Genomic DNA, 19,056 nt, shown 5'->3' on the forward strand with positions numbered 1-19,056 from the left:
CCGCGATGCTTTTAAGCTCTTTCCCAGACTTCGAAGTTGTAGGCAGGCTTATCCGCTTCCGCCGGATTCGGGGTATTCGACACCAGTTTCCAGTGCCCCAAATCAAACTCCGGAAACCACGCATCCCCTTCCGGGCTGAGCGCGACGCGCGTCAAATAAAGCCGATCCGCCTGAGCCATCCCCTGCGCATACAACTGCGCGCCGCCAATCAGCATCACCTCATCGACGCTCTGCTCGTTCGCCCATTCCTGCGCGCGAACCACGGCCGCCTCCAGCGACGGATAAACCTCCGCGCCTTCCAGCACCAGATCCGCCTGACGGCTGACCACGATGTTCAACCGGCCCGGCAGCGGACGACCGAGCGAGTCCCAGGTCTTGCGACCCATGATGATCGGCTTGCCGAGGGTCGTGGCCTTGAAGTATTTGAAGTCCCCCGGCAAGTGCCAGGGCATGCTGTTGTCGACGCCGATCACACGGTTTTCACCGAGGGCTGCGATCAGGCTGAGGGGGAGTGATTTAGTCATGCCGGCGAGGATACCAGAGCCTCCCGTACCCCGATAAGCGCCACAGCGGTTATGCTCACAGCTCATATATGCGACGGGATGGCGCGTGACTGAACTGACTCCACTGCAAAACCTCTGGCTGACCGAGACGGTGCGCCTGCGTGAAGAACACGCCGGCCCCCTGGATGATCTGGAAGCCAACCGACTGGCCCGCAGCGCCGGCGGCGACTTGCCGACGCGGATTCAGCGCCGGGCGGTGTGGCTGGCCGAGCGCGACGGTTTGGTCGACGCCCTCAAGCATTGGCTGCAAGGCGCGCGACTGGCGCTGATCGTCATGGCAGTGCTGGCGATCGTCAGCGGCGCTGGCCTGGCGTTTGCCGCGCTGGGTGACGGCCAGACTCCGGTGAATGTGTTCTGGGCCCTGGGCAGTCTGCTTGGGCTCAATCTGATCCTGCTGTTGAGCTGGGCGTTGGGCCTGGTGTTTGCCGGTGAACACGGCGCCAGCCTTGGACGCTTGTGGCTGTGGCTCAGCGAAAAACTCGCTCGCGACGCCAAAGCCGCGCAACTGGCGCCGGCCCTGCTGCTGTTATTGCAGCGACGCAAACTCAATCGCTGGGCAATCGGCGTGCTGGTCAACGGCTTGTGGTTGCTGGCGCTGCTCAGTGCGCTGGTTATCGTGCTGATGCTGATGGCGACCCGGCGCTACGGCTTCGTCTGGGAAACCACTATTTTGCGCGGCGACACTTTCGTCGCCATGACCCAGGCCCTCGGCGCCCTGCCGGCCTTGCTCGGGTTCAGCGTGCCCAGCGTGGAGATGATCCGCGCCAGTGGCGATGCCGCGCTGAACATCGAAAGCGCCCGTCAGGCCTGGGCCGCATGGCTGGTGGGCGTGTTGCTGGTCTACGGGGTGTTACCGCGTCTGTTGCTGGTGCTGTTCTGCCGCTGGCGCTGGACATCCGGCCAAGCCGCTTTACGCCTGGATTTGAACCTGCCCGGGTATGCCCAATTACGCGAACGCCTGATGCCCACCAGCGAACGCCTTGGCATCAGCGATGCCGCGCCTGCGCAACTGCATCGTGTCGAAAGTGGTGTCAGTGAACAGCAAAGCGACGGCGCGTTGCTGGTGGCCATCGAGCTGGACGATCAACGCCCTTGGCCGCCGCAGCTGCCGAAAACCGTGAACAACGCCGGCATCCTCGACAGCCGCGAGTCGCGCAACAAACTGCTCGAACAGTTGAGTCGCTTTCCCCCGGCGCGCCTGGCGATTGCCTGCGATCCGCGGCGCTCACCGGACCGTGGCAGCCTGGCCCTGATCGCCGAGCTGGCGCGCAATGCCGCCGCCACCCGTGTCTGGCTGCTGCAAGCGCCGCCCGGCGAAGCACTGGATGCCGAACGCCTCGGCGACTGGCATGTGGCGCTGCAACAGCTGGACCTGCCGTTCGCCGATTGCGCACCGCTGAACTGGCTGGAGAGCGGTCATGACTAACGCCTGGAAAGCGCCCCTGAAGCTGGCCGTGGTCGGCCACACCAATGTCGGTAAAACCTCGTTGCTGCGCACGCTCACCCGGGATGTCGGTTTCGGTGAAGTGTCCCATCGCCCCAGCACCACCCGCCATGTCGAAGGCGCGCGGTTGTCGGTGGACGGCGAGCCGTTGCTCGATCTCTACGACACGCCCGGCCTTGAAGACGCCATCGCCCTGCTCGACTACCTCGAACGTCTGGAACGCCCCGGCGAACGCCTCGATGGCCCGGCACGGCTGGCTCGATTCCTCGAAGGCAGCGAAGCCCGGCAGCGCTTTGAACAGGAAGCCAAAGTGCTGCGCCAATTGCTCGCCTCGGACGCCGGCCTCTATGTGATCGACGCCCGGGAACCGGTCCTGGCCAAGTACCGCGACGAACTGGAAGTGTTGGCCAGTTGCGGCAAACCGCTGCTGCCGGTGTTGAATTTCGTCAGCAGCGCCAACCATCGCGAGCCGGATTGGCGTGAAGCCCTGGCACGCCTGGGTTTGCATGCACTGGTGCGTTTCGACAGCGTTGCACCGCCCGAAGATGGCGAACGTCGACTCTATGAAAGCCTCGCCTTGCTGCTGGAAAACTCCCGCGAACAATTGGAGCGCCTGATCGCCGATCAACAGGCCCAACGCCTGGCCCGTCAGCAGAGTGCGGCGCGATTGATTGCCGAACTGCTGATCGATTGCGCCGCGTGCCGGCGCAGCGTGGTCAGCGAAGCGGAGCAGGAACAACAGGCGATCAGCGAACTGCGCAAAGCCGTTCGCCAACGGGAACAGCGCTGCGTTGAAGGCTTGCTCAAGCTCTACGCCTTCCGCCCACAGGACGCGGCGGCCAGTGATCTGCCGCTGCTCGATGGCCGTTGGGGCGATGATTTGTTCAACCCGGAAACCCTCAAGCAACTCGGCGTGCGGGTCGGTGGCGGCATCGCGGCCGGCGCGGCGGCCGGTGCCGGGGTCGATTTGCTGGTGGGCGGCCTGACCCTTGGCGCGGCAGCACTGGCCGGCGCAATTGCCGGCGGCGCCCTGCAAACCGCCCGCAGTTATGGCAGCCGGTTGATGGGCAAGATCAGAGGTCAGCGAGAATTGACGGTCGACGACAGCGTGTTGCGGTTGCTGGCGTTGCGTCAGCGACAGTTGCTGCAAGCGCTGAATGCGCGCGGGCATGCGGCGTTGGACAGCATCCAGGTCGCCACGCCGCAGGACAAGACCTGGCGCGAAGGCAAACTGCCCGAAACCCTGAACAAGGCCCGGGCGCATCCGCAGTGGTCGTCGCTGAATCCGCAGGCGAAGTTGAGTCAGGCGGAAAGGCAGGAGCAGATAGAGGTGTTGGCTCAGCAGTTGTAAACCTGATCGTTCCCACGCTCCCGCGTGGGAACGATCATGCAGCCAGCAGACGCAACGCTTTTTCTTTCAAGAGACCAAGATCAATCACCGGCACCCACATCTCCTTGGCCAACTCATCCCACTGCCGCATCCGCAGACTGACCTCACACAAAGGATCCTGTTCGAAGGCTTCAGCCTCGGCAGGCGTCATCACTCCGCCCTGATATTCCAGGGTCCGGCGGCTGGCTTCGCTCAATCGCTCATAGTACCCAGGCTCTTTGAGCGTCAGATACCGCTTGGCTTGAACGTGGTATTCCACCAGCCGCGCCAGGCGCTCGCTGAAACCGGCCCGACGCAAGTAATCGGCGCCCAGACGTTCGTGGCTGACCACGCCGAAGCCGCCCATGTTCTGCGCGCTCTCGCCACAGAAATGGCCGATGTCATGGAAGAACGCGGCCAGCACCACTTCATCATCAAAGCCTTCGGCCATGGCCAATTCGGCCGCCTGGGACATGTGTTCGATCTGCGACACCGGCTCGCCGATGTAATCGCTGTCGCCAAAGCGCTCGTACAAACCGAACACCTCGGCAATCACCTGTCCATGACGTGCCATCAATCTTCCCCCAACACTTGAGCGACATTACGTTCGGCCATCGCCGGTCCGACGCTCATGCCGACACCGGTGTGCATCAGTGCCACGCTCACACCCGGCATCGGCCGCAAGAACGAGAACGGCCCTGGCCCCCGTGAACCATAGACACCCTGCCAGCGCTCGACCACCTGCACCTTGCAACCCAGCGTTTGTTCAGCGAGTTCGATCATCCAGTCATCGACCTGCTCGGCATTGAACGGCGATGGATCGCGGCCGTAATGGTGGGAGTCGCCGATGATCAGTTCACCGTAGGGCGTCGGGCTGATCAACAGGTGGATGCCGTTTTCATGCAGGTGCGGTGCCTCGCGCAGAATTTGCGCCTGCACCGCCGCCGCTTCCGGCAGATCGGCGAAGGCGCCGTAGTGCACACAACTCAAACCGGTGAGCAATGCGTGTTGCAGATTGAGGTTGATCTGCGGTCGGGCGCGGAGCATTTGCAGGCGGCAGATCTGCGGGTTGAGCGCGGCGATCGGCTCGGCCAGCAAGGTCTGATAATCGTGGCCGGAACAGACGATGATCTGCTCGGCGCTGAAGGAGCCGGCGGTGCTGTGCAGGCGACCTGGCTCGATGTCGCGCACCAGCGTGGAGAAGTGAAATTCGACGCCGAGTTCGCGGCGCAGGTAGTCGACCAACGCCGGAATCGCTTCACGGGAATACAGTTGCTGATCGTCCATACCGTGCAACGCAGCGCGGTGATGGCGAAACTGGCCGCCGTAGAGATCGCGCAAGGCCGCTCCGCGCAGCAGGTCGACGCGGTAACCGTGGTCCACGGCGCGGCCGGTGCAAAAAGCTTCGAGCAGGTGCTCTTCGGCTTCGCTGCGGGCGAACAGGTACGAGCCGTTGCGCTTGAGTTGCAAGCCGGCCCGTTGTGCCCATTGGCCCCAGATGTCGCGGCTGGCTTTGGCAAGTTCGAGCATCGGGCCGGGTGGCTGGCCGGTGACCAGGGCCTGGCCGAAATTGCGGACTGAGGCACCCAAAGGGGTTTCGCTGCGTTCGAAAACCGCGACTTTGAGGCCGCGTCTGGCGGCGGCATAGGCGTGGGACAGGCCGAGAATGCCGGCGCCTACGATCAGCATGTCGTTGTGTTGTGTCATGTGGATTTGTCCTGAATTGATCGTTCCCACGCTCTGCGTGGGAATGCAGCCATGGACGCTCCGCGTCCACTGGGACGCAGAGCGTCCCGGGATTCATTCCCACGCAGAGCGTGGGAACGATCGGTGTCAGTTACTTGGCAGCCACTTTCTCGGACTTGCCGTCATAGCGCTTGCGCCACTCGCTCAGGATCTCGTCGCGATTCTTCGACGCCCAGGCAAAGTCGTTCTTGATCAAACGTTGCTCATAATCCGCCGGCAATTCAGTCTGCGGCTTGGCAATACCCGGTTGAGCGAGCACCGCGAAGTTCTCCTTATAAAGCTCCATCGCCGCCGGACTGGCCGAGAAGTCAGCCAGTTTCTTCGCGGCCTCTTCGTGCGGCGTGCCCTTGATCACAGCGGTCGCTTCGATCTCCCAGCCCAGGCCTTCCTTCGGCAGGATGATGTCCAGCGGCGCGCCCTGGCGTTTCAACTGAACAGCCGGGTATTCGAAGGAAATGCCGATCGGGAATTCACCCGCCGCCGCCAGTTTGCAAGGCTTGGAACCGGAGTGAACGTACTGGCCGATGTTCTGGTGCAGGTCGTCCATGTACTGCCAGCCCTGCTTCTCGCCGAAGGTCTGCAGCCAGGCGCTGACGTCGAGGAAACCGGTGCCGGACGAAGCCGGGTTGGGCATCACGATCTTGCCTTTGTACTCAGGCTTGGTCAGGTCCTGCCAGCTCACGGGCTTGGTCAAACCCTGCTTTTCGGCTTCGACGGTATTGAAGCAAATGGTCGCGGCCCAGACATCCATACCGACCCAGGCTGGCGGGTTGGCGGCGTCGCGGTAGTTGCCACCGATCTTGCCCAAGTCCTTCGGTGCGTAACTTTGCAGCATGCCTTGCTGGTCGAGGATCGCCAGGCTCGACGCCGCCAGGCCCCAGACTGCATCAGCCTGCGGGCGGGCTTTTTCGGCCAGCAGTTTGGCTGTGATGATCCCGGTGGAATCGCGCACCCACTTGATCTCGATGTCCGGGTTGGCCTTTTCGAAGGCTTCTTTATAGGTCTTCAGTTGTTCGGCTTCGAGGGCGGTGTACACCGTCAACTCGGTTTGCGCCGCGAAGGCGTTCAGGCTGAAAGCAGTGAGGACAGCAGCGGCCAGGGCCATAGGCTTGAACATGATGCAGCTCCTTTTATGGGGACAGATTTATTTACCAGGCGCGGTCTGCCGCCAGGCCTGGGAGCGACGCAGCAAACCGCGCGAGGCCCAGGCCAGCAGCAGGGACACGCCCGCCGAGGTGAACAGAATCAGGGTCGACATCGCTGCCGCGCCGCCGACGTTGCCGGCGTCGTCCATGTTCAGCACCGCCACCGCCGCGAGGATGGTGTCGGGGCTGTAGAGGAAGATCGCCGCCGACACGGTGGTCATGGCCGAGACGAACAGGTAGCGCACGATGTCCAGCAGCGCCGGCAGGCAGATCGGCACGGTCACCCGCAGGTAATGCCGATACAGCGGCGCCTTGAGCGACAGCGCGGCGGCTTCGAACTCGGCGTCGAGCTGGCGCAGCGCTGTGGTGGCGGTCATTTGCGCGGTGGTCAAATAGTGAGCAATGGTGCAGACCACCAGCAGGGTCATGGTCCCGTAGAGCACATGCAGCGGGTTGCCGGTCAGGTTGAAGAAGAAGACATAACCCAGGCCCAGCACCAGACCCGGTACCGCCATCGGCACGAAACTGAGCATGCGCAGTGTCAGGTTCAGCCCGCGCTGGCCCTTGGTTTTCTCCATCAGGTAGGCGCCGGTGAAGATCAGCACGCTGCCGATCAACGCCGTGCACAACGCCATCTTCACGCTGTTGCCATAGGCCAGCCAGCCGCCGCCCGCGGTGTCGTTGAACTGGTAATGGTTGAGCGACAGCGACAGGTTGTACGGCCAGAATTTCACCAGCGAGGAGAACACCGCCATGCCGAACACCAGCAACAACACCGCGCAGATCAGCAGCACAATCGCCAGGTAGCAACCGTCCCGCAGCTTCGACGGTGCAGGTTGAAACACCTGAGCCCGGCCGCTCATGGAGTCGCCGTGACGCCGACGCAACCAGGCATCAACCCCGAAACTGAACAGCGCTGGCAGCAGCAGAACCATGCCGATCAATGCGCCGCGACCGAACTGTTGCTGGCCGACCACCGCTTTGTAGGCCTCCAGCGCCAGCACTTGATAATCGCCACCGACCACCACCGGCACGCCAAAGTCGGTGATAGTCAGGGTGAACACCAGGCAGAACGCCGCGAACACGGCCTGACGAGTCGCCGGCCAGGTGATGCTGCGAAAGGCTTTGGCCGGACTGGCGCCCATGCTGGAGGCGGCATCGAACAGTCGCGCATCCGCCAGGGACAGGGCCGACAGCAAAATCATCAAGGCGTGTGGGAAGGTGTAGATAACCTCGCCCAGAACAATGCCCCAGAAGCCGTAGATATTGTCCGAGAGCAAACCGCGCAGCATGCCCTGGTTGCCGAACAGATAAACCAGCGCAATCCCCGGCAACATCGACGGCGCCATCAAGGGCAGCAGCGACATCCCGCGCCAGATGCCTTTGCCAGGAATCAACGTGCGTTGCAGCGCGTAGGCAAACAGGTAGGCCAGCGGTACGACAATCGCCGCGACGCTGAGGGACACTTTCAAACTGTTGCCCAACAGCCAGTGGAAGTTCGCACTGGTCACCAGTTCGCGAGCCGCGACCAGACCGCCGCCCTGCCCCGCTTCCGAACTGAAGCCACGCCAGAAGATCGCCAGCAACGGCATCAACACCGCGACGCCGAGCAGCACCAGTAAAAGGACTTTGCCGCCGACCACGAACACCCGGTCGCCGATCTCGGCACGGGAGGTCTGCCGAACCTGCTTGTGCGGTATCGGCAGCGCGATGTTCGCGCTCATCAGGCAAACACCTGCAGGCTGCGTGGCGGCAAGGCGACCATGATCTGCTGCGCGCCGAGGCGCGGCATGGCTTCCGGCGCCAGTTCCGCCAGCAATGCGTGGCCGGGCAGTTGATCAAGTTCGAAGCTCATGCGGCAGCGGTTGCCGAGGAAGGTGATCTCGCGAACCTTGGCCGGGAACAGGTTTTCTTCATGCACCGGCGGGTTGACGTTGATCGCTTCCGGGCGGCAGAACAGACGGCCCGACGTGGTTTTAGCGCTGCCATCGGCCAGGCGCATGCTCATCCCTCCGACCTGGGCGTGGCTGTCGCTGCTTCGGCTGAACGGCAGCCAATTGCCCTGGCCGACAAACTCCGCCACAAACGGCGTGGCCGGGCGGTCGTAGATTTCCTGCGGCGTGGCGTACTGCTCGACCTTGCCGTTGTTCATCACGGCGATGCGGTCGGCCATCAGCATGGCCTCGTCCTGGTTGTGCGTGACCATCAGGGTGGTGACGCCGAGGTTGCGTTGCAGTTGGCGCAGTTCGGTGCACAGATGCTCGCGAACCCGGGCGTCGAGGGCCGACATCGGTTCGTCCAGCAACAATAACGATGGCGCCGGCGCCAAGGCCCGAGCCAGTGCGACACGCTGCTGTTGGCCGCCGGACAGTTGGCCGGGGTACTTTTTCTCACTGCCGGTCAGGCCGACCAGTTCCAGCATCTGACCGACACGCTTGCGCACCTCATCGCGACCACTGCCGGCGAGGCCGTAGGCAATGTTCGATTCGACGGTGAGATTGGGGAATAGCGCGTAGGACTGGAACAGAATGCCATAGTCCCGCGCCTGGGGTGCCAGGTGGGAAACGTCGCGATCGCCGAGGTACAACTCGCCGCTGTCTTGTTTCTCCAGGCCGGCGATGCATCGCAGCAAGGTGGTTTTGCCACAGCCCGACGGGCCCAGCAGACACACCAGCTCACCGGCGGCGACGTCGAGGGAAACATTGTCCAGCGCGGTGAAGGCGCCAAAGCGTTTCTGCACGCCGCGCACTTTCATCGGCGCGCCGGGGTTGGTCAGGGCAGTTGCGATCGAGTGGTTCATGGACAGGCCTCATCAAGCAGATGAAGCCCATCCTAGGTTTGTAATGCGTCGGTCATGTGGCAGTGAGGCAAAAACGGCTGATAGTGGTATTCGGGGATTTGGGGTCACCGCCGATCATTCCCACGCTCCGCGTGGGAACGATCATTACGCCGGCGCCATTTCCTGCGCCAACCCCAAAAACGCCGCGGGCAACCGCGCGCCTTTGCGTTCCTTCAAGCAATACAAGTACTCGGGAATCTGCGGCGCATTCTCAATCGTCAGCACGCGCAACTGCGGATCATGCGGCACTTCCTGCCGGGCAATGATGCTGATGCCGATGTTGCGCAGCACCGCCTCACGAATCGATTCACGGCTGCCAATTTCCAGCAACGGTCCGAAACACACTCCGGCGCCGGCCAGCAGCTCTTCGGTCAATTGACGCGTCGTCGAACCCGACTCCCGCATCAACAATGTGTGCCCGGCCAACGCACTCAGCGGCACATGGTCATGCACCGCCAGCGGATGATTGCGATGCACCGCCAGCACCAGCGGATCGCTGCCAAGCACCCGCCGAATCAGCCGCGAATCGTCGAGCAACTGCGATGACGCCGCGACATCCACCCGGTAATCCTCGAGCGCCTCCAGCACCTGCTGGGAGTTACCGATCTCCACCGACACTTCCACTTGCGGCAGGCGCTCGCGAAAGGTCTTCACCAGATCGAGGATGTAATACGGCGCGGTGGCGGCGATGCGCAACGTGCCCTGGACCTGGCCGCTGTTGCGCAGGAAAAACTCGATGTCCGCTTCCTGCTGCAACAGCGCCTTGACCATCGGCAACAGCCGCGCGCCTTCATCGCTGACGCTGAGGCGGCGGCCGCCACGGTAGAACAACTCAACCGAATACTGGCTTTCCAGATGGCGGATCTGCGTGGTCACCGTGGGCTGGCTCAAGCCGAGTTTCTTCGCCGCCAGGGTAATGCTGCCCAGGCGGGCAACCATGTAAAACGCCTTCAGCTCGGCACTCAGCACACCCGTCCCTCATCGCTTACTTGCGCAGCAGGCGCAAACCGTTGAACACCACCAACAGGCTGACGCCCATGTCGGCAAACACCGCCATCCACATGGTGGCGATCCCGGCGAAGGTTACCCCAAGAAAGATCGCCTTGATGACCAAAGCGAGGGCGATGTTCTGTTTGAGGATGCTCGACGTCTGCCGCGACAGGCGAATGAACGCGGGGATCTTGCGTAGATCGTCGTCCATCAGGGCGACATCAGCGGTCTCGATGGCGGTATCGGTACCGGCGGCGGCCATGGCGAAACCGATCTCGGCCCGGGCCAGTGCCGGCGCATCGTTAATGCCATCGCCGACCATGCCGACGTGATGGCCCTGTGCATAAAGTGCTTCGATGGCTTGCAGCTTGTCGGTCGGCAGCAGATCGCCCTTGGCCTCGTCGATGCCCACTTGCGCGGCAATCGCCTGAGCGGTGTGGACGTTGTCGCCGGTCAGCATCAGGGTTTTGATGCCCAGCTCGTGCAATTGCTGGATTGCTTCGCGACTGGACTCTTTTACCGTATCGGCCACGGCGAACAATGCCAACGGGCCGGACTTGTCGAGCAACAACACCACGGACTTGCCCTGTTTTTCCAGCGCAAACAGCTTCTCTTCCAGCGCAGGCGAACACAGCCCCAAATCTTCCACCAGGCGATGGTTGCCCAAGTGGTAGGTCTGACCGTCGATGTCGCCGCGAACGCCACGACCGGCCAGCGCTTCGAAGTTATCCACAACGAGCGGCGCGAATTGTTTATCCACAGCCGCATTGGCGATGGCCAACGACACCGGGTGATCCGAGCGACCGGCCAGCGCTGCCGCAATCGCCGGGGCGATGGCGTCAGCGGTTGGATCAAGCGACAAATAATCGGTCTGCACCGGTTTGCCATGGGTAATGGTGCCGGTCTTGTCCAACGCCAGGTAATCGAGCTTGTAACCGCCCTCCAGATAAACGCCGCCCTTCACCAGGATGCCTTTGCGCGCCGCTGCGGCGAGGCCGCTGACGATGGTCACTGGCGTTGAAATCACCAACGCGCAGGGGCAAGCGACCACCAGCAAGACCAACGCCCGGTAGATCCAGTCGAACCAGACGGCGCCCATGAACAGCGGCGGAATCACTGCGACGGCCAAGGCCAGCAGGAACACTGCCGGGGTATAGATTTTCGAGAACTGATCGACAAAGCGCTGGGTCGGTGCCCGCGCGCCTTGGGCCTGCTCCACGGCGTGGATGATCCGCGCCAGGGTCGAATTGTTCGCCGCCGCAGTGACGGAATACTCCAGGGAGCCTGCCTGGTTGATGGTGCCGGCGAACACTTTATCGCCCACCGTCTTCTCGATCGGCAGGCTTTCGCCGGTGATCGGCGCCTGATTGATGGTCGAACTGCCCGACACGACTTCGCCGTCCAGGCCAATCCGCTCGCCGGGACGCACCCGTACTCGCGCACCGGGTTCGATGGTTTTGACGTCTTGCTCGACCCAACGGCCATCGGCTTGCTGCACCGTGGCCTGTTCCGGGGTCATCTGCATCAAACCGCCAATGGCGTTGCGCGCCCGGTCCAGCGACCTGGCTTCGATCAACTCGGCCACGGTGAACAGGAACATCACCATCGCCGCTTCCGGCCATTGTCCGATCAGGATCGCGCCAGTCACCGCAATGCTCATCAGCGCGTTGATGTTCAGGTTGAGGTTCTTGAGCGCGATCCAGCCTTTCTTGTAAGTGGTGAGGCCGCCACTGAGGATCGAAATCAGCGCGATGATCGCCACCACCCAGTCCGGTGCAGCGTTGGTGAAGTGGATCACTTCTGCAGCCAGCGCACCCACGCCGGACAGCGCCAGCGGCCACCAGTGTTTTTTCACGGGGATCGGCGCTGGCGGTTCAGCGCCCTGCTCTATCGGCTCAGCCTGCATGCCGAGGGACTTGATGGCCTCGATGATCGGCGCAGTGCTCGGCAGGTCATGGGTGACGCCCAACACGCGGTTGATCAGGTTGAACTCCAGTTGCTGCACGCCCACGAGTTTGCCGAGCTTGTTCTGGATCAGCGTCTGCTCGGTCGGGCAGTCCATGGCGTCGATGCGGAAGCTGCTCAGCCGGGCGCCGTCGGTCGGCTTGTCGCTCAACTTGATCAGCGAAGGCGCTGCCGCTTTTGAGGAACAGCAGGAATCGCCGTGCCCGCCATGGTCATGCTTCTGCACAGGCTGCAGCTTGTGGCTGTGATCGTGATCGTGATCGTGATCAACCTCGGGTTTGTGGGTGTGAAGGGAATCGCTCATTGGTTGCGTCCATGAAGGTGCCTGTTGCCAAGTAAAGACCCTGTAGCCACTATAGGGTCAAGCACCCTTTTGGAGATTGCCGTCATGAAGATCGGAGAATTGGCGAAACTCACCGACTGCGCCGTCGAAACCATCCGCTACTACGAACGCGAAAACCTGCTGCCGGAACCGGCCCGCAGCGACGGCAACTACCGCGTCTACACCCAAGCCCACGCCGAACGCCTGACCTTCATCCGCAATTGCCGCACCCTCGACATGACCCTGGAGGAGATCCGCAGCCTGCTGGCCCTGCGCGACAGTCCGCAGGATCAGTGTGAAAGTGTGAATGCGTTGATCGACGAGCACATTCATCACGTGAAAGCGCGGATTGATGGGTTGCTGGCGTTGCAGACACAACTGCTCGACCTGCGCCAAAGGTGTGGCGAGGGGCCGGATATTGATCAGTGCGGGATTTTGCAGCGGCTGGAAGTGAGTGGCGGGGTTGTGGCGACGGAGGTTGAGCATTCTCATGTCGGCCGCAGTCACGGCCACTAGCGGTCAATGATCGTTCCCACGCTCTGCGTGGGAATGAATCCCGTGACGCTCTGCGTCACAGTGGACGCGGAGCGTCCATGGCGGCATTCCCACGCGGAGCGTGGGAACGATCAGGTACGGTCAGGTTGCGTTAGACCGCCATCGGCGCGGTCATCGGTGGGTGATGCTCATAACCCTCAAGCGAGAAATCACTCGGCTCGATCTTTTCCAGCCACTCCGGCTGATAAACACCGGTCTTGGCAAACTCCGGCACACGGTCGCTGATTACCAGTTTCGGCATCGGGAACGGTTCGCGCTTGAGCTGTTCGTTCAGCATGTCCAAATGATTTTCGTAGACGTGGGCATCACCGATGAAATAGGTGAACCAGCGCGGTGTATAGCCGGTCAGTCGACCGATCAGGCTCAGCAGAGCGGCGCCTTCGGTGAGGTTGAACGGCGTGCCCAGGCCCAGGTCGTTGGAGCGGATGTAGAGGGTCAGAGAAATCTCTTTGGTCTCGACATTCGGGTGGAACTGGTACAGCAGATGGCACGGCGGCAAGGCCATTTCATCGAGCTGGGCGACGTTCCAGCCGTGGAACAGGATGCGGCGGCTGCCCGGGTCCTTGATGATGGTGTCGACGCACTGGCGAATCTGGTCGATCGCCTTGTACAGAACGACGTAGGCCTGACCGTCTTCTTCGCCTTCAGCGATCTGACGATATCCCTGGCTCAGGGTCTGTTCGATAGCGGCTTTATTGCTGACCGGAATCTGCTTATACGCCGGCCATTTGCGCCATTGCACGCCGTAGATCTCGCCGAGGTCGTCTTCCCCCTGACGGAACGGATTGGCCAGCCATTGCGCGTTTTCGTTGGCGTTCTGATCCCAGACCTTGCAGCCCAGGGCGCGGAATTCGGCGGCGTTGTTCACGCCCCGCAGGAAACCACACATCTCGCCGATGGCCGACTTGAAGGCCATTTTGCGCGTGGTGATCGCCGGGAAACCTTCTTTCAGGTCATAACGCAGCATCGCGCCCGGAAAGCTGATGGTGTTCACGCCGGTGCGGTTGGCTTGCTTGGTGCCGTTCTTGATTACGTGGGCGACCAGTTCGAGATATTGCTTCATGAGTTACCTGTGTCCTTGAACCCGGGGTCGTCACCCCGGGATTCGAATTTATACGGCTGCCGCTGGGGTCGCCGGGGCGCGGTGATAGGCCAGCCAGATCAGGAACAGTCCGCCAACGACCATCGGTACGCAAAGTACCTGGCCCATGGTTAGCCAGTTCCAGGCCAGATAGCCCAGTTGCGCGTCCGGTACGCGGACGAATTCCACGATGAAACGGAAGATGCCGTAGAACAGCGCGAACATCCCGGACACCGCCATGGTCGGCCGCGGCTTGCGTGAGAACAACCAGAGAATGGCGAACAGCGCCACGCCTTCAAGGGCGAACTGATACAGCTGCGACGGGTGACGCGGCAACTGTGCCGGATCGCTGAACGGCGGGAAGATCATTGCCCACGGCACGTCAGTCGCCTTGCCCCACAACTCGGCGTTGATGAAGTTGCCGATGCGCCCGGCACCCAGGCCGATCGGCACCATCGGCGCAACAAAATCCATCAGCTGGAAGAACGACTTGTTGTTCTTCTTGCCGAACCACAACGCCGCCAGCATCACGCCGATAAACCCGCCATGGAACGACATGCCGCCCTTCCATACTTCGAAAATCAGCGTCGGGTTGGCCAGGTAAGCGTGCAGGTCGTAGAACAGCACGTAGCCCAAGCGTCCGCCGACGATAACGCCCATCGACATCCAGAAGACCATGTCGGAGAGTTTCTCCTTGGTCCAGGTCGGGTCGAAGCGGTTGAGCCGGCGCGATGCCAGCAGCCAGGCGCCGCCGATGCCGATCAGGTACATCAGACCGTACCAGTGGATTTTCAGCGGACCGATGGCCAGGGCCACCGGGTCGATCTGCGGGTAAGGCAGCATTGCGACTCCTTGTTAAAGTTGAAACCAGAATTCCCGGGTGACGCTGTCACCTCAGGATTAAGCCAGCATTGCGAGCTAGAGCAGGAAGCTCAGGCCTACGCAGAACAGCAAAGCGGCAAACAGCCTTTTCAGCAACTTTGGCGACAGCCTGTGGGCCAGTCGCGCACCGAAGCGGGCGAACACCATGCTGGTCAGGGCGATCCCCAGCAGCGCCGGCAAATAGATAAAACCGAGACTATGGGCCGGCAGCAAGGGATCGTGCCAGCCCAGAATCATGAAACTTAATGCACTGGCCAAGGCGATGGGCAGACCGCAAGCCGACGAAGTCGCCACCGCTTGCTGCATCGGCACGCTGCGCCAGGTCAGGAACGGCACGGTCAACGAGCCGCCGCCAATGCCGAAAATCGCCGAGGCCCAGCCAATCACGCTGCCGGCCACGCTGAGACCGAGTTTGCCGGGCACCGTTCGGCTGGCCTTGGGTTTGACGTCCAACGCCAGTTGCACAGCGATGATCAGCGCAAACACGCCAATGATTTTTTGCAGGTTCGGGCCAGAGATTGCTTCGGCCGTCAGCGCACCGAAACCGGCACCTATCAGAATTCCGACGGTCATCCACACGAAAATCGGCCAACGCACCGCGCCGCGACGATGATGTTCGCGGACCGCATTGACCGACGTAAAGATGATCGTCGCCAGGGATGTGCCGACCGCCAGGTGGGTCAGGATCGACGCGTCGAAGCCTTGCAAGGTGAAACTGAACACCAGCACCGGGACGATGATGATCCCGCCACCAACCCCGAACAGCCCGGCCAGCACGCCTGCACAGGCGCCCAGCGCCAGATAGAGCAGAAATTCCATGGACGATCCCAATGCTTAGCCAAAACCGGAGCGGCATGGTAACGGATGCGTGGCCTCGGGCTCCACTGCGGATGGCAATGGAACGACAGGCGACGACTGCGTAGAGTGAGCAAAAAACACACAAGGATCACCTTATGTGCCTGATTGTTTTTGCCTGGCGACCGGGTCATGCCCGGCCGCTGATCGTGGCGGCCAACCGCGACGAGTTTTATGCCCGGCCCAGCCTGCCTCTGGCGCAATGGCCGCACGCGCCGAACGTCTACGCCGGTCGCGACCTCGAAGCCGGCGGCACCTGGCTCGGTATCGGTGCCAACGGGCGTTTTGCTGCGCTGACCAATATTCGTGATCCGAACCAGTCGCCATCGCGAAAATCCCGAGGTGAGCTGGTGGCCGGTTTTCTTTTAGGCAACATGCCGATTGATGATTACTTGAGCGACGTTGTCGGACGTTCGCCGGAATATGCCGGATTTAACTTGCTGGCCGGCAATGCCAACGAACTGTGGCACTTCAATGCGCGGGAGTCTGAGGCGGTGATGTTGGCACCCGGGGTTTATGGGTTGTCGAATGCCGGGCTGGATACGCCGTGGCCGAAACTGCTCAAGGCGCGGGCGGCGCTGGAGGAAGTGCTGGAGGATCCGCAGCCAGAGGCGTTACTGGCGTTGCTGAATGATCCGCAGGCCGCACCGTTTGCCGAGCTGCCAGATACCGGGGTGGGGCTGGCGACCGAGACGTTGCTGTCGAGTGTGTTTATCGCCAGCCCTACGTATGGGACGCGGGCGAGTACGGCGTTGATTGTTCAGGCGGATGGGACGCGGCATATGGTCGAAAGGAGTTTCGGGCCGTATGGCGGGCATCTTGGGGAGGTAGAGATCAGGGTTTAATTTCGTGCTGCCTGGGCAGGCCCCATCGCAGGCAAGCCAGCTCCCACAGGTTTGGTGTTGTTCACAAATCTGTGAACCGACCGAAACTCCTGCGGGAGCGGGCTTGCCCGCGATGAGGCCGGTACAGGTTTAGAGGGTTTTGACCGAAGCCGGATTAATCATCCGCGCCAACCCAAGGTTCTTCAGCGCCAATTGCAGCGAGCTGTGGATCACTTGCGGGTTGTCGATGGTCATCAGCTCGGCCAGCAATTCCCTGGCCTTGCTCAGGTTGATCTGACGCAGCATCCACTTCACTTTCGGCAGATTGGTGGCGTTCATCGACAGACTGTCGAAGCCCATCGCCATCAACAGCACCGCCGCCGCAGGATCGCCGGCCATCTCGCCGCAGATACTCACGGGCTTGCCTTCGGCATGAGCGTCACGCACCACGCTCTGCAGGGCTTGCAGCACCGCCGGGTGCAGATAGTCATAAAGATCGGCTACCCGCGGATTGTTTCGATCCACTGCCAACAGGTACTGGGTCAGGTCGTTGGAGCCGACCGACAGGAAGTCCACTTGCCGCGCCAGCTCCTTGGTCTGATAAACAGCCGCCGGAATTTCGATCATCACGCCGATCGGCGGCATCGGCACGTCGCAGCCTTCGTCGCGGACTTCGCCCCAGGCCCGGTGAATCAGGTGCAAGGCTTCTTCGAGTTCGTGGGTGCCGGAAATCATCGGCAGCAGAATCCGCAGGTTGTTCAGGCCTTCACTGGCCTTGAGCATGGCGCGGGTCTGCACCAGGAAGATTTCCGGGTGGTCGAGAGTGACGCGAATGCCGCGCCAGCCGAGGAACGGGTTGTCTTCCTTGATCGGGAAGTACGACAGTGACTTGTCGCCGCCGATGTCCAGGCTGCGCATGGTCACCGGTTGCGGGTGAAACGCGGCCAGTTGCTCGCGATAAATCGCCAGCTGCTCCTTTTCGCTCGGGAACCTCTGGTTGATCATGAACGGCACTTCGGTGCGGTACAGACCGACGCCTTCAGCGCCACGCTTCTGCGCTCGCGCAACGTCCGCCAGCAGGCCGGTGTTGACCCAGAGCGGCATGCGATGGCCATCGAGGGTTACGCACGGCAAGTCGCGCAACGCGTCCAGCCCAAGGGCCAGTTGCTTCTCTTCCTCGACCACTTCGGCGAACTGCTTGCGCAGCACTTCGCTGGGGTTGGTGTAGACCTCGCCGTGGTAGCCGTCGACGATCATCTGGATACCGTCGACCTTGGAATACGGCAGGTCGACCAGGCCCATCACCGTCGGGATGCCCATGGCCCGCGCCAGGATCGCTACGTGGGAGTTGCCGGAACCGAGTACCGACACCAGACCGACCAGCTTGCCTTCCGGCACCTCGCCGAGCATCGCCGGCGTCAGTTCTTCGCTGATCAGAATGGTGTTGTCGGGGTAGACCAGGGTCTGCTGACGTTCTTCCTGCAAGTAAGCCAGTAAGCGGCGACCAAGGTCTTTGACGTCCGAGGCGCGTTCACGCAGGTAGGCGTCGTCCATCAACTCGAAACGGTTGACGTGTTCGGTGACCACCTGACGCAACGCGCCCTGGGCCCACTGGCCGGTCTTGATCACGGTGGTGATTTCGCTGCCGAGCGAGGCATCATCAAGCATCATCAAATAGACATCGAACAGCGCGCGCTCTTCCGGGCGCAACTGGTTCGCGAGCTTGGCGGACAAGGCGCGCATGTCGGCGCGCACGCCTTCGATAGCGGTCTTGAACAGGCCGAGTTCGGCTTCGATGTCGGTGATGGTCTTGTCCGGCACCACGTCCAGATCGGCTGGCGGCAGCATGACCACTGCCGTACCGACCGCCGCACCCGGCGAACCCGGAACGCCGACGAACTTGGCTTCCTGGATGCCTTTGCCCTGTCGACCCAGGCCACGGATCGAACCGGTGGCTTCGGCGTGGGCGATAACGCCGGCGAGCTGCGCGCTCATGGTCACGAGGAAGGCTTCTTCACCTTCATCGAACTGGCGGCGTTCTTTTTGCTGAATGACCAACACGCCGACAACACGGCGGTGGTGAATGATCGGCGCCCCGAGGAAGGAGGCGTAGCGCTCCTCGCCCGTTTCGGCGAAGTAGCGGTAGCGGGGGTGATCCGCGGCGTTTTCGAGGTTCAGGGGTTCTTCACGCGTGCCGACCAGGCCGACCAGACCTTCGTTGGGTGCCATGCTGACTTTGCCGATCGAGCGCTTGTTCAAGCCCTCGGTGGCCATCAGCACGAAGCGGTTGGTCTCAGGGTCAAGCAGGTAGACCGAGCAGACCTGACTGCCCATGGCCTCTTTGACGCGCAATACAATAATCCCCAACGCCGCCTTGAGATCCTTGGCGGAGTTAACTTCCTGGACGATCTTGCGCAGCGTATTGATCATTGCTCGGGGTCGAACTCCGTCTACAGTAGCGAGTTAAAAGTAGCGG

16 protein-coding genes are annotated in these 19,056 nt (G+C 61.9%); 4 read left to right on the forward strand and 12 right to left on the reverse strand.

The window, feature by feature from the left end:
- Positions 1-11: 11 nt before the first annotated feature.
- Complete coding sequence (locus ACIQV9_RS14305) at positions 12-524, reverse strand: dihydrofolate reductase (RefSeq protein ID WP_403102343.1); 513 nt, start codon at positions 522-524, stop codon at positions 12-14.
- An 85-nt stretch (positions 525-609) separates the two neighbouring features.
- Between ACIQV9_RS14305 and ACIQV9_RS14310 the strand changes: the two genes are divergently transcribed.
- Both ACIQV9_RS14310 and ACIQV9_RS14315 read left to right on the forward strand, forming a co-directional pair.
- Positions 610-1,989 (forward strand): DUF2868 domain-containing protein, encoded by a 1,380-nt coding sequence (locus ACIQV9_RS14310; protein WP_403102345.1) that lies wholly within the window; start codon positions 610-612, stop codon positions 1,987-1,989.
- Positions 1,982-3,358, forward strand: coding sequence for a GTPase/DUF3482 domain-containing protein (locus ACIQV9_RS14315; RefSeq protein WP_403102348.1), 1,377 nt, complete (start codon positions 1,982-1,984; stop codon positions 3,356-3,358). Before ACIQV9_RS14310 ends, ACIQV9_RS14315 begins: the two co-directional genes overlap by 8 nt.
- A gap of 34 nt (positions 3,359-3,392) precedes the next feature.
- On the opposite strand, the gene ACIQV9_RS14320 is transcribed toward ACIQV9_RS14315, so the two are convergent.
- The 7 genes from ACIQV9_RS14320 to ACIQV9_RS14350 form a co-directional block, all read right to left on the reverse strand.
- Entirely contained in the window at positions 3,393-3,950 is a 558-nt protein-coding gene (locus tag ACIQV9_RS14320; protein ID WP_403102350.1) for a phosphonate degradation HD-domain oxygenase, read from the reverse strand.
- Positions 3,950-5,083 (reverse strand): TIGR03364 family FAD-dependent oxidoreductase, encoded by a 1,134-nt coding sequence (locus ACIQV9_RS14325; RefSeq protein ID WP_403102352.1) that lies wholly within the window; start codon positions 5,081-5,083, stop codon positions 3,950-3,952. The genes ACIQV9_RS14320 and ACIQV9_RS14325 overlap by 1 nt, the downstream gene beginning before the upstream one ends.
- A 130-nt stretch (positions 5,084-5,213) precedes the next feature.
- On the reverse strand, positions 5,214-6,239 hold the full coding sequence (locus tag ACIQV9_RS14330; RefSeq protein WP_403102354.1) for a putative 2-aminoethylphosphonate ABC transporter substrate-binding protein: 1,026 nt from the start codon (positions 6,237-6,239) through the stop codon (positions 5,214-5,216).
- 27 nt (positions 6,240-6,266) lie between these two features.
- Positions 6,267-7,991, reverse strand: a complete 1,725-nt coding sequence (locus tag ACIQV9_RS14335; protein WP_403102357.1) for a putative 2-aminoethylphosphonate ABC transporter permease subunit — start codon at positions 7,989-7,991, stop codon at positions 6,267-6,269.
- On the reverse strand, positions 7,991-9,067 hold the full coding sequence (locus tag ACIQV9_RS14340) for a putative 2-aminoethylphosphonate ABC transporter ATP-binding protein (RefSeq protein ID WP_403102360.1): 1,077 nt from the start codon (positions 9,065-9,067) through the stop codon (positions 7,991-7,993). The genes ACIQV9_RS14335 and ACIQV9_RS14340 overlap by 1 nt, the downstream gene beginning before the upstream one ends.
- Positions 9,068-9,211: 144 nt before the next feature.
- Positions 9,212-10,075, reverse strand: a complete 864-nt coding sequence (locus ACIQV9_RS14345; RefSeq protein ID WP_403102362.1) for a LysR family transcriptional regulator — start codon at positions 10,073-10,075, stop codon at positions 9,212-9,214.
- A gap of 16 nt (positions 10,076-10,091) precedes the next feature.
- A complete protein-coding gene (locus ACIQV9_RS14350) occupies positions 10,092-12,365 on the reverse strand; it encodes a heavy metal translocating P-type ATPase (RefSeq protein ID WP_403102364.1) in 2,274 nt (757 codons plus the stop codon).
- An 84-nt stretch (positions 12,366-12,449) separates the two neighbouring features.
- On the opposite strand from ACIQV9_RS14350, the gene cadR reads away from it, so the two are divergent.
- The gene (cadR, locus tag ACIQV9_RS14355) at positions 12,450-12,899 is read left to right on the forward strand and encodes a Cd(II)/Pb(II)-responsive transcriptional regulator (protein WP_084322495.1); all 450 of its coding nucleotides are present in this window, start codon (positions 12,450-12,452) and stop codon (positions 12,897-12,899) included.
- A gap of 130 nt (positions 12,900-13,029) precedes the next feature.
- Here cadR and ACIQV9_RS14360 read toward each other — a convergent pair whose 3' ends face one another.
- From ACIQV9_RS14360 to ACIQV9_RS14370, 3 genes are all read right to left on the reverse strand, one after another.
- Positions 13,030-14,001, reverse strand: a complete 972-nt coding sequence (locus tag ACIQV9_RS14360; protein ID WP_403102367.1) for a thymidylate synthase — start codon at positions 13,999-14,001, stop codon at positions 13,030-13,032.
- Positions 14,002-14,049: 48 nt separating this feature from the next.
- Positions 14,050-14,862, reverse strand: coding sequence for a prolipoprotein diacylglyceryl transferase (lgt, locus tag ACIQV9_RS14365; RefSeq protein ID WP_403102369.1), 813 nt, complete (start codon positions 14,860-14,862; stop codon positions 14,050-14,052).
- A gap of 75 nt (positions 14,863-14,937) precedes the next feature.
- Complete coding sequence (locus ACIQV9_RS14370; protein WP_403102372.1) at positions 14,938-15,720, reverse strand: sulfite exporter TauE/SafE family protein; 783 nt, start codon at positions 15,718-15,720, stop codon at positions 14,938-14,940.
- 134 nt (positions 15,721-15,854) lie between these two features.
- On the opposite strand from ACIQV9_RS14370, the gene ACIQV9_RS14375 reads away from it, so the two are divergent.
- Positions 15,855-16,601, forward strand: coding sequence for an NRDE family protein (locus ACIQV9_RS14375; protein ID WP_403102375.1), 747 nt, complete (start codon positions 15,855-15,857; stop codon positions 16,599-16,601).
- A gap of 129 nt (positions 16,602-16,730) precedes the next feature.
- Here the strand turns inward: ACIQV9_RS14375 and ptsP are convergent, their stop codons facing one another.
- Positions 16,731-19,010 (reverse strand): phosphoenolpyruvate--protein phosphotransferase, encoded by a 2,280-nt coding sequence (gene ptsP / locus ACIQV9_RS14380; protein WP_403102378.1) that lies wholly within the window; start codon positions 19,008-19,010, stop codon positions 16,731-16,733.
- Between the last annotated feature and the right edge of the window lie 46 nt (positions 19,011-19,056).

The sequence above is a fragment of the Pseudomonas sp. NPDC099000 genome, assembly GCF_044759925.1.
Taxonomy (GTDB): Bacteria; Pseudomonadota; Gammaproteobacteria; order Pseudomonadales; family Pseudomonadaceae; genus Aquipseudomonas.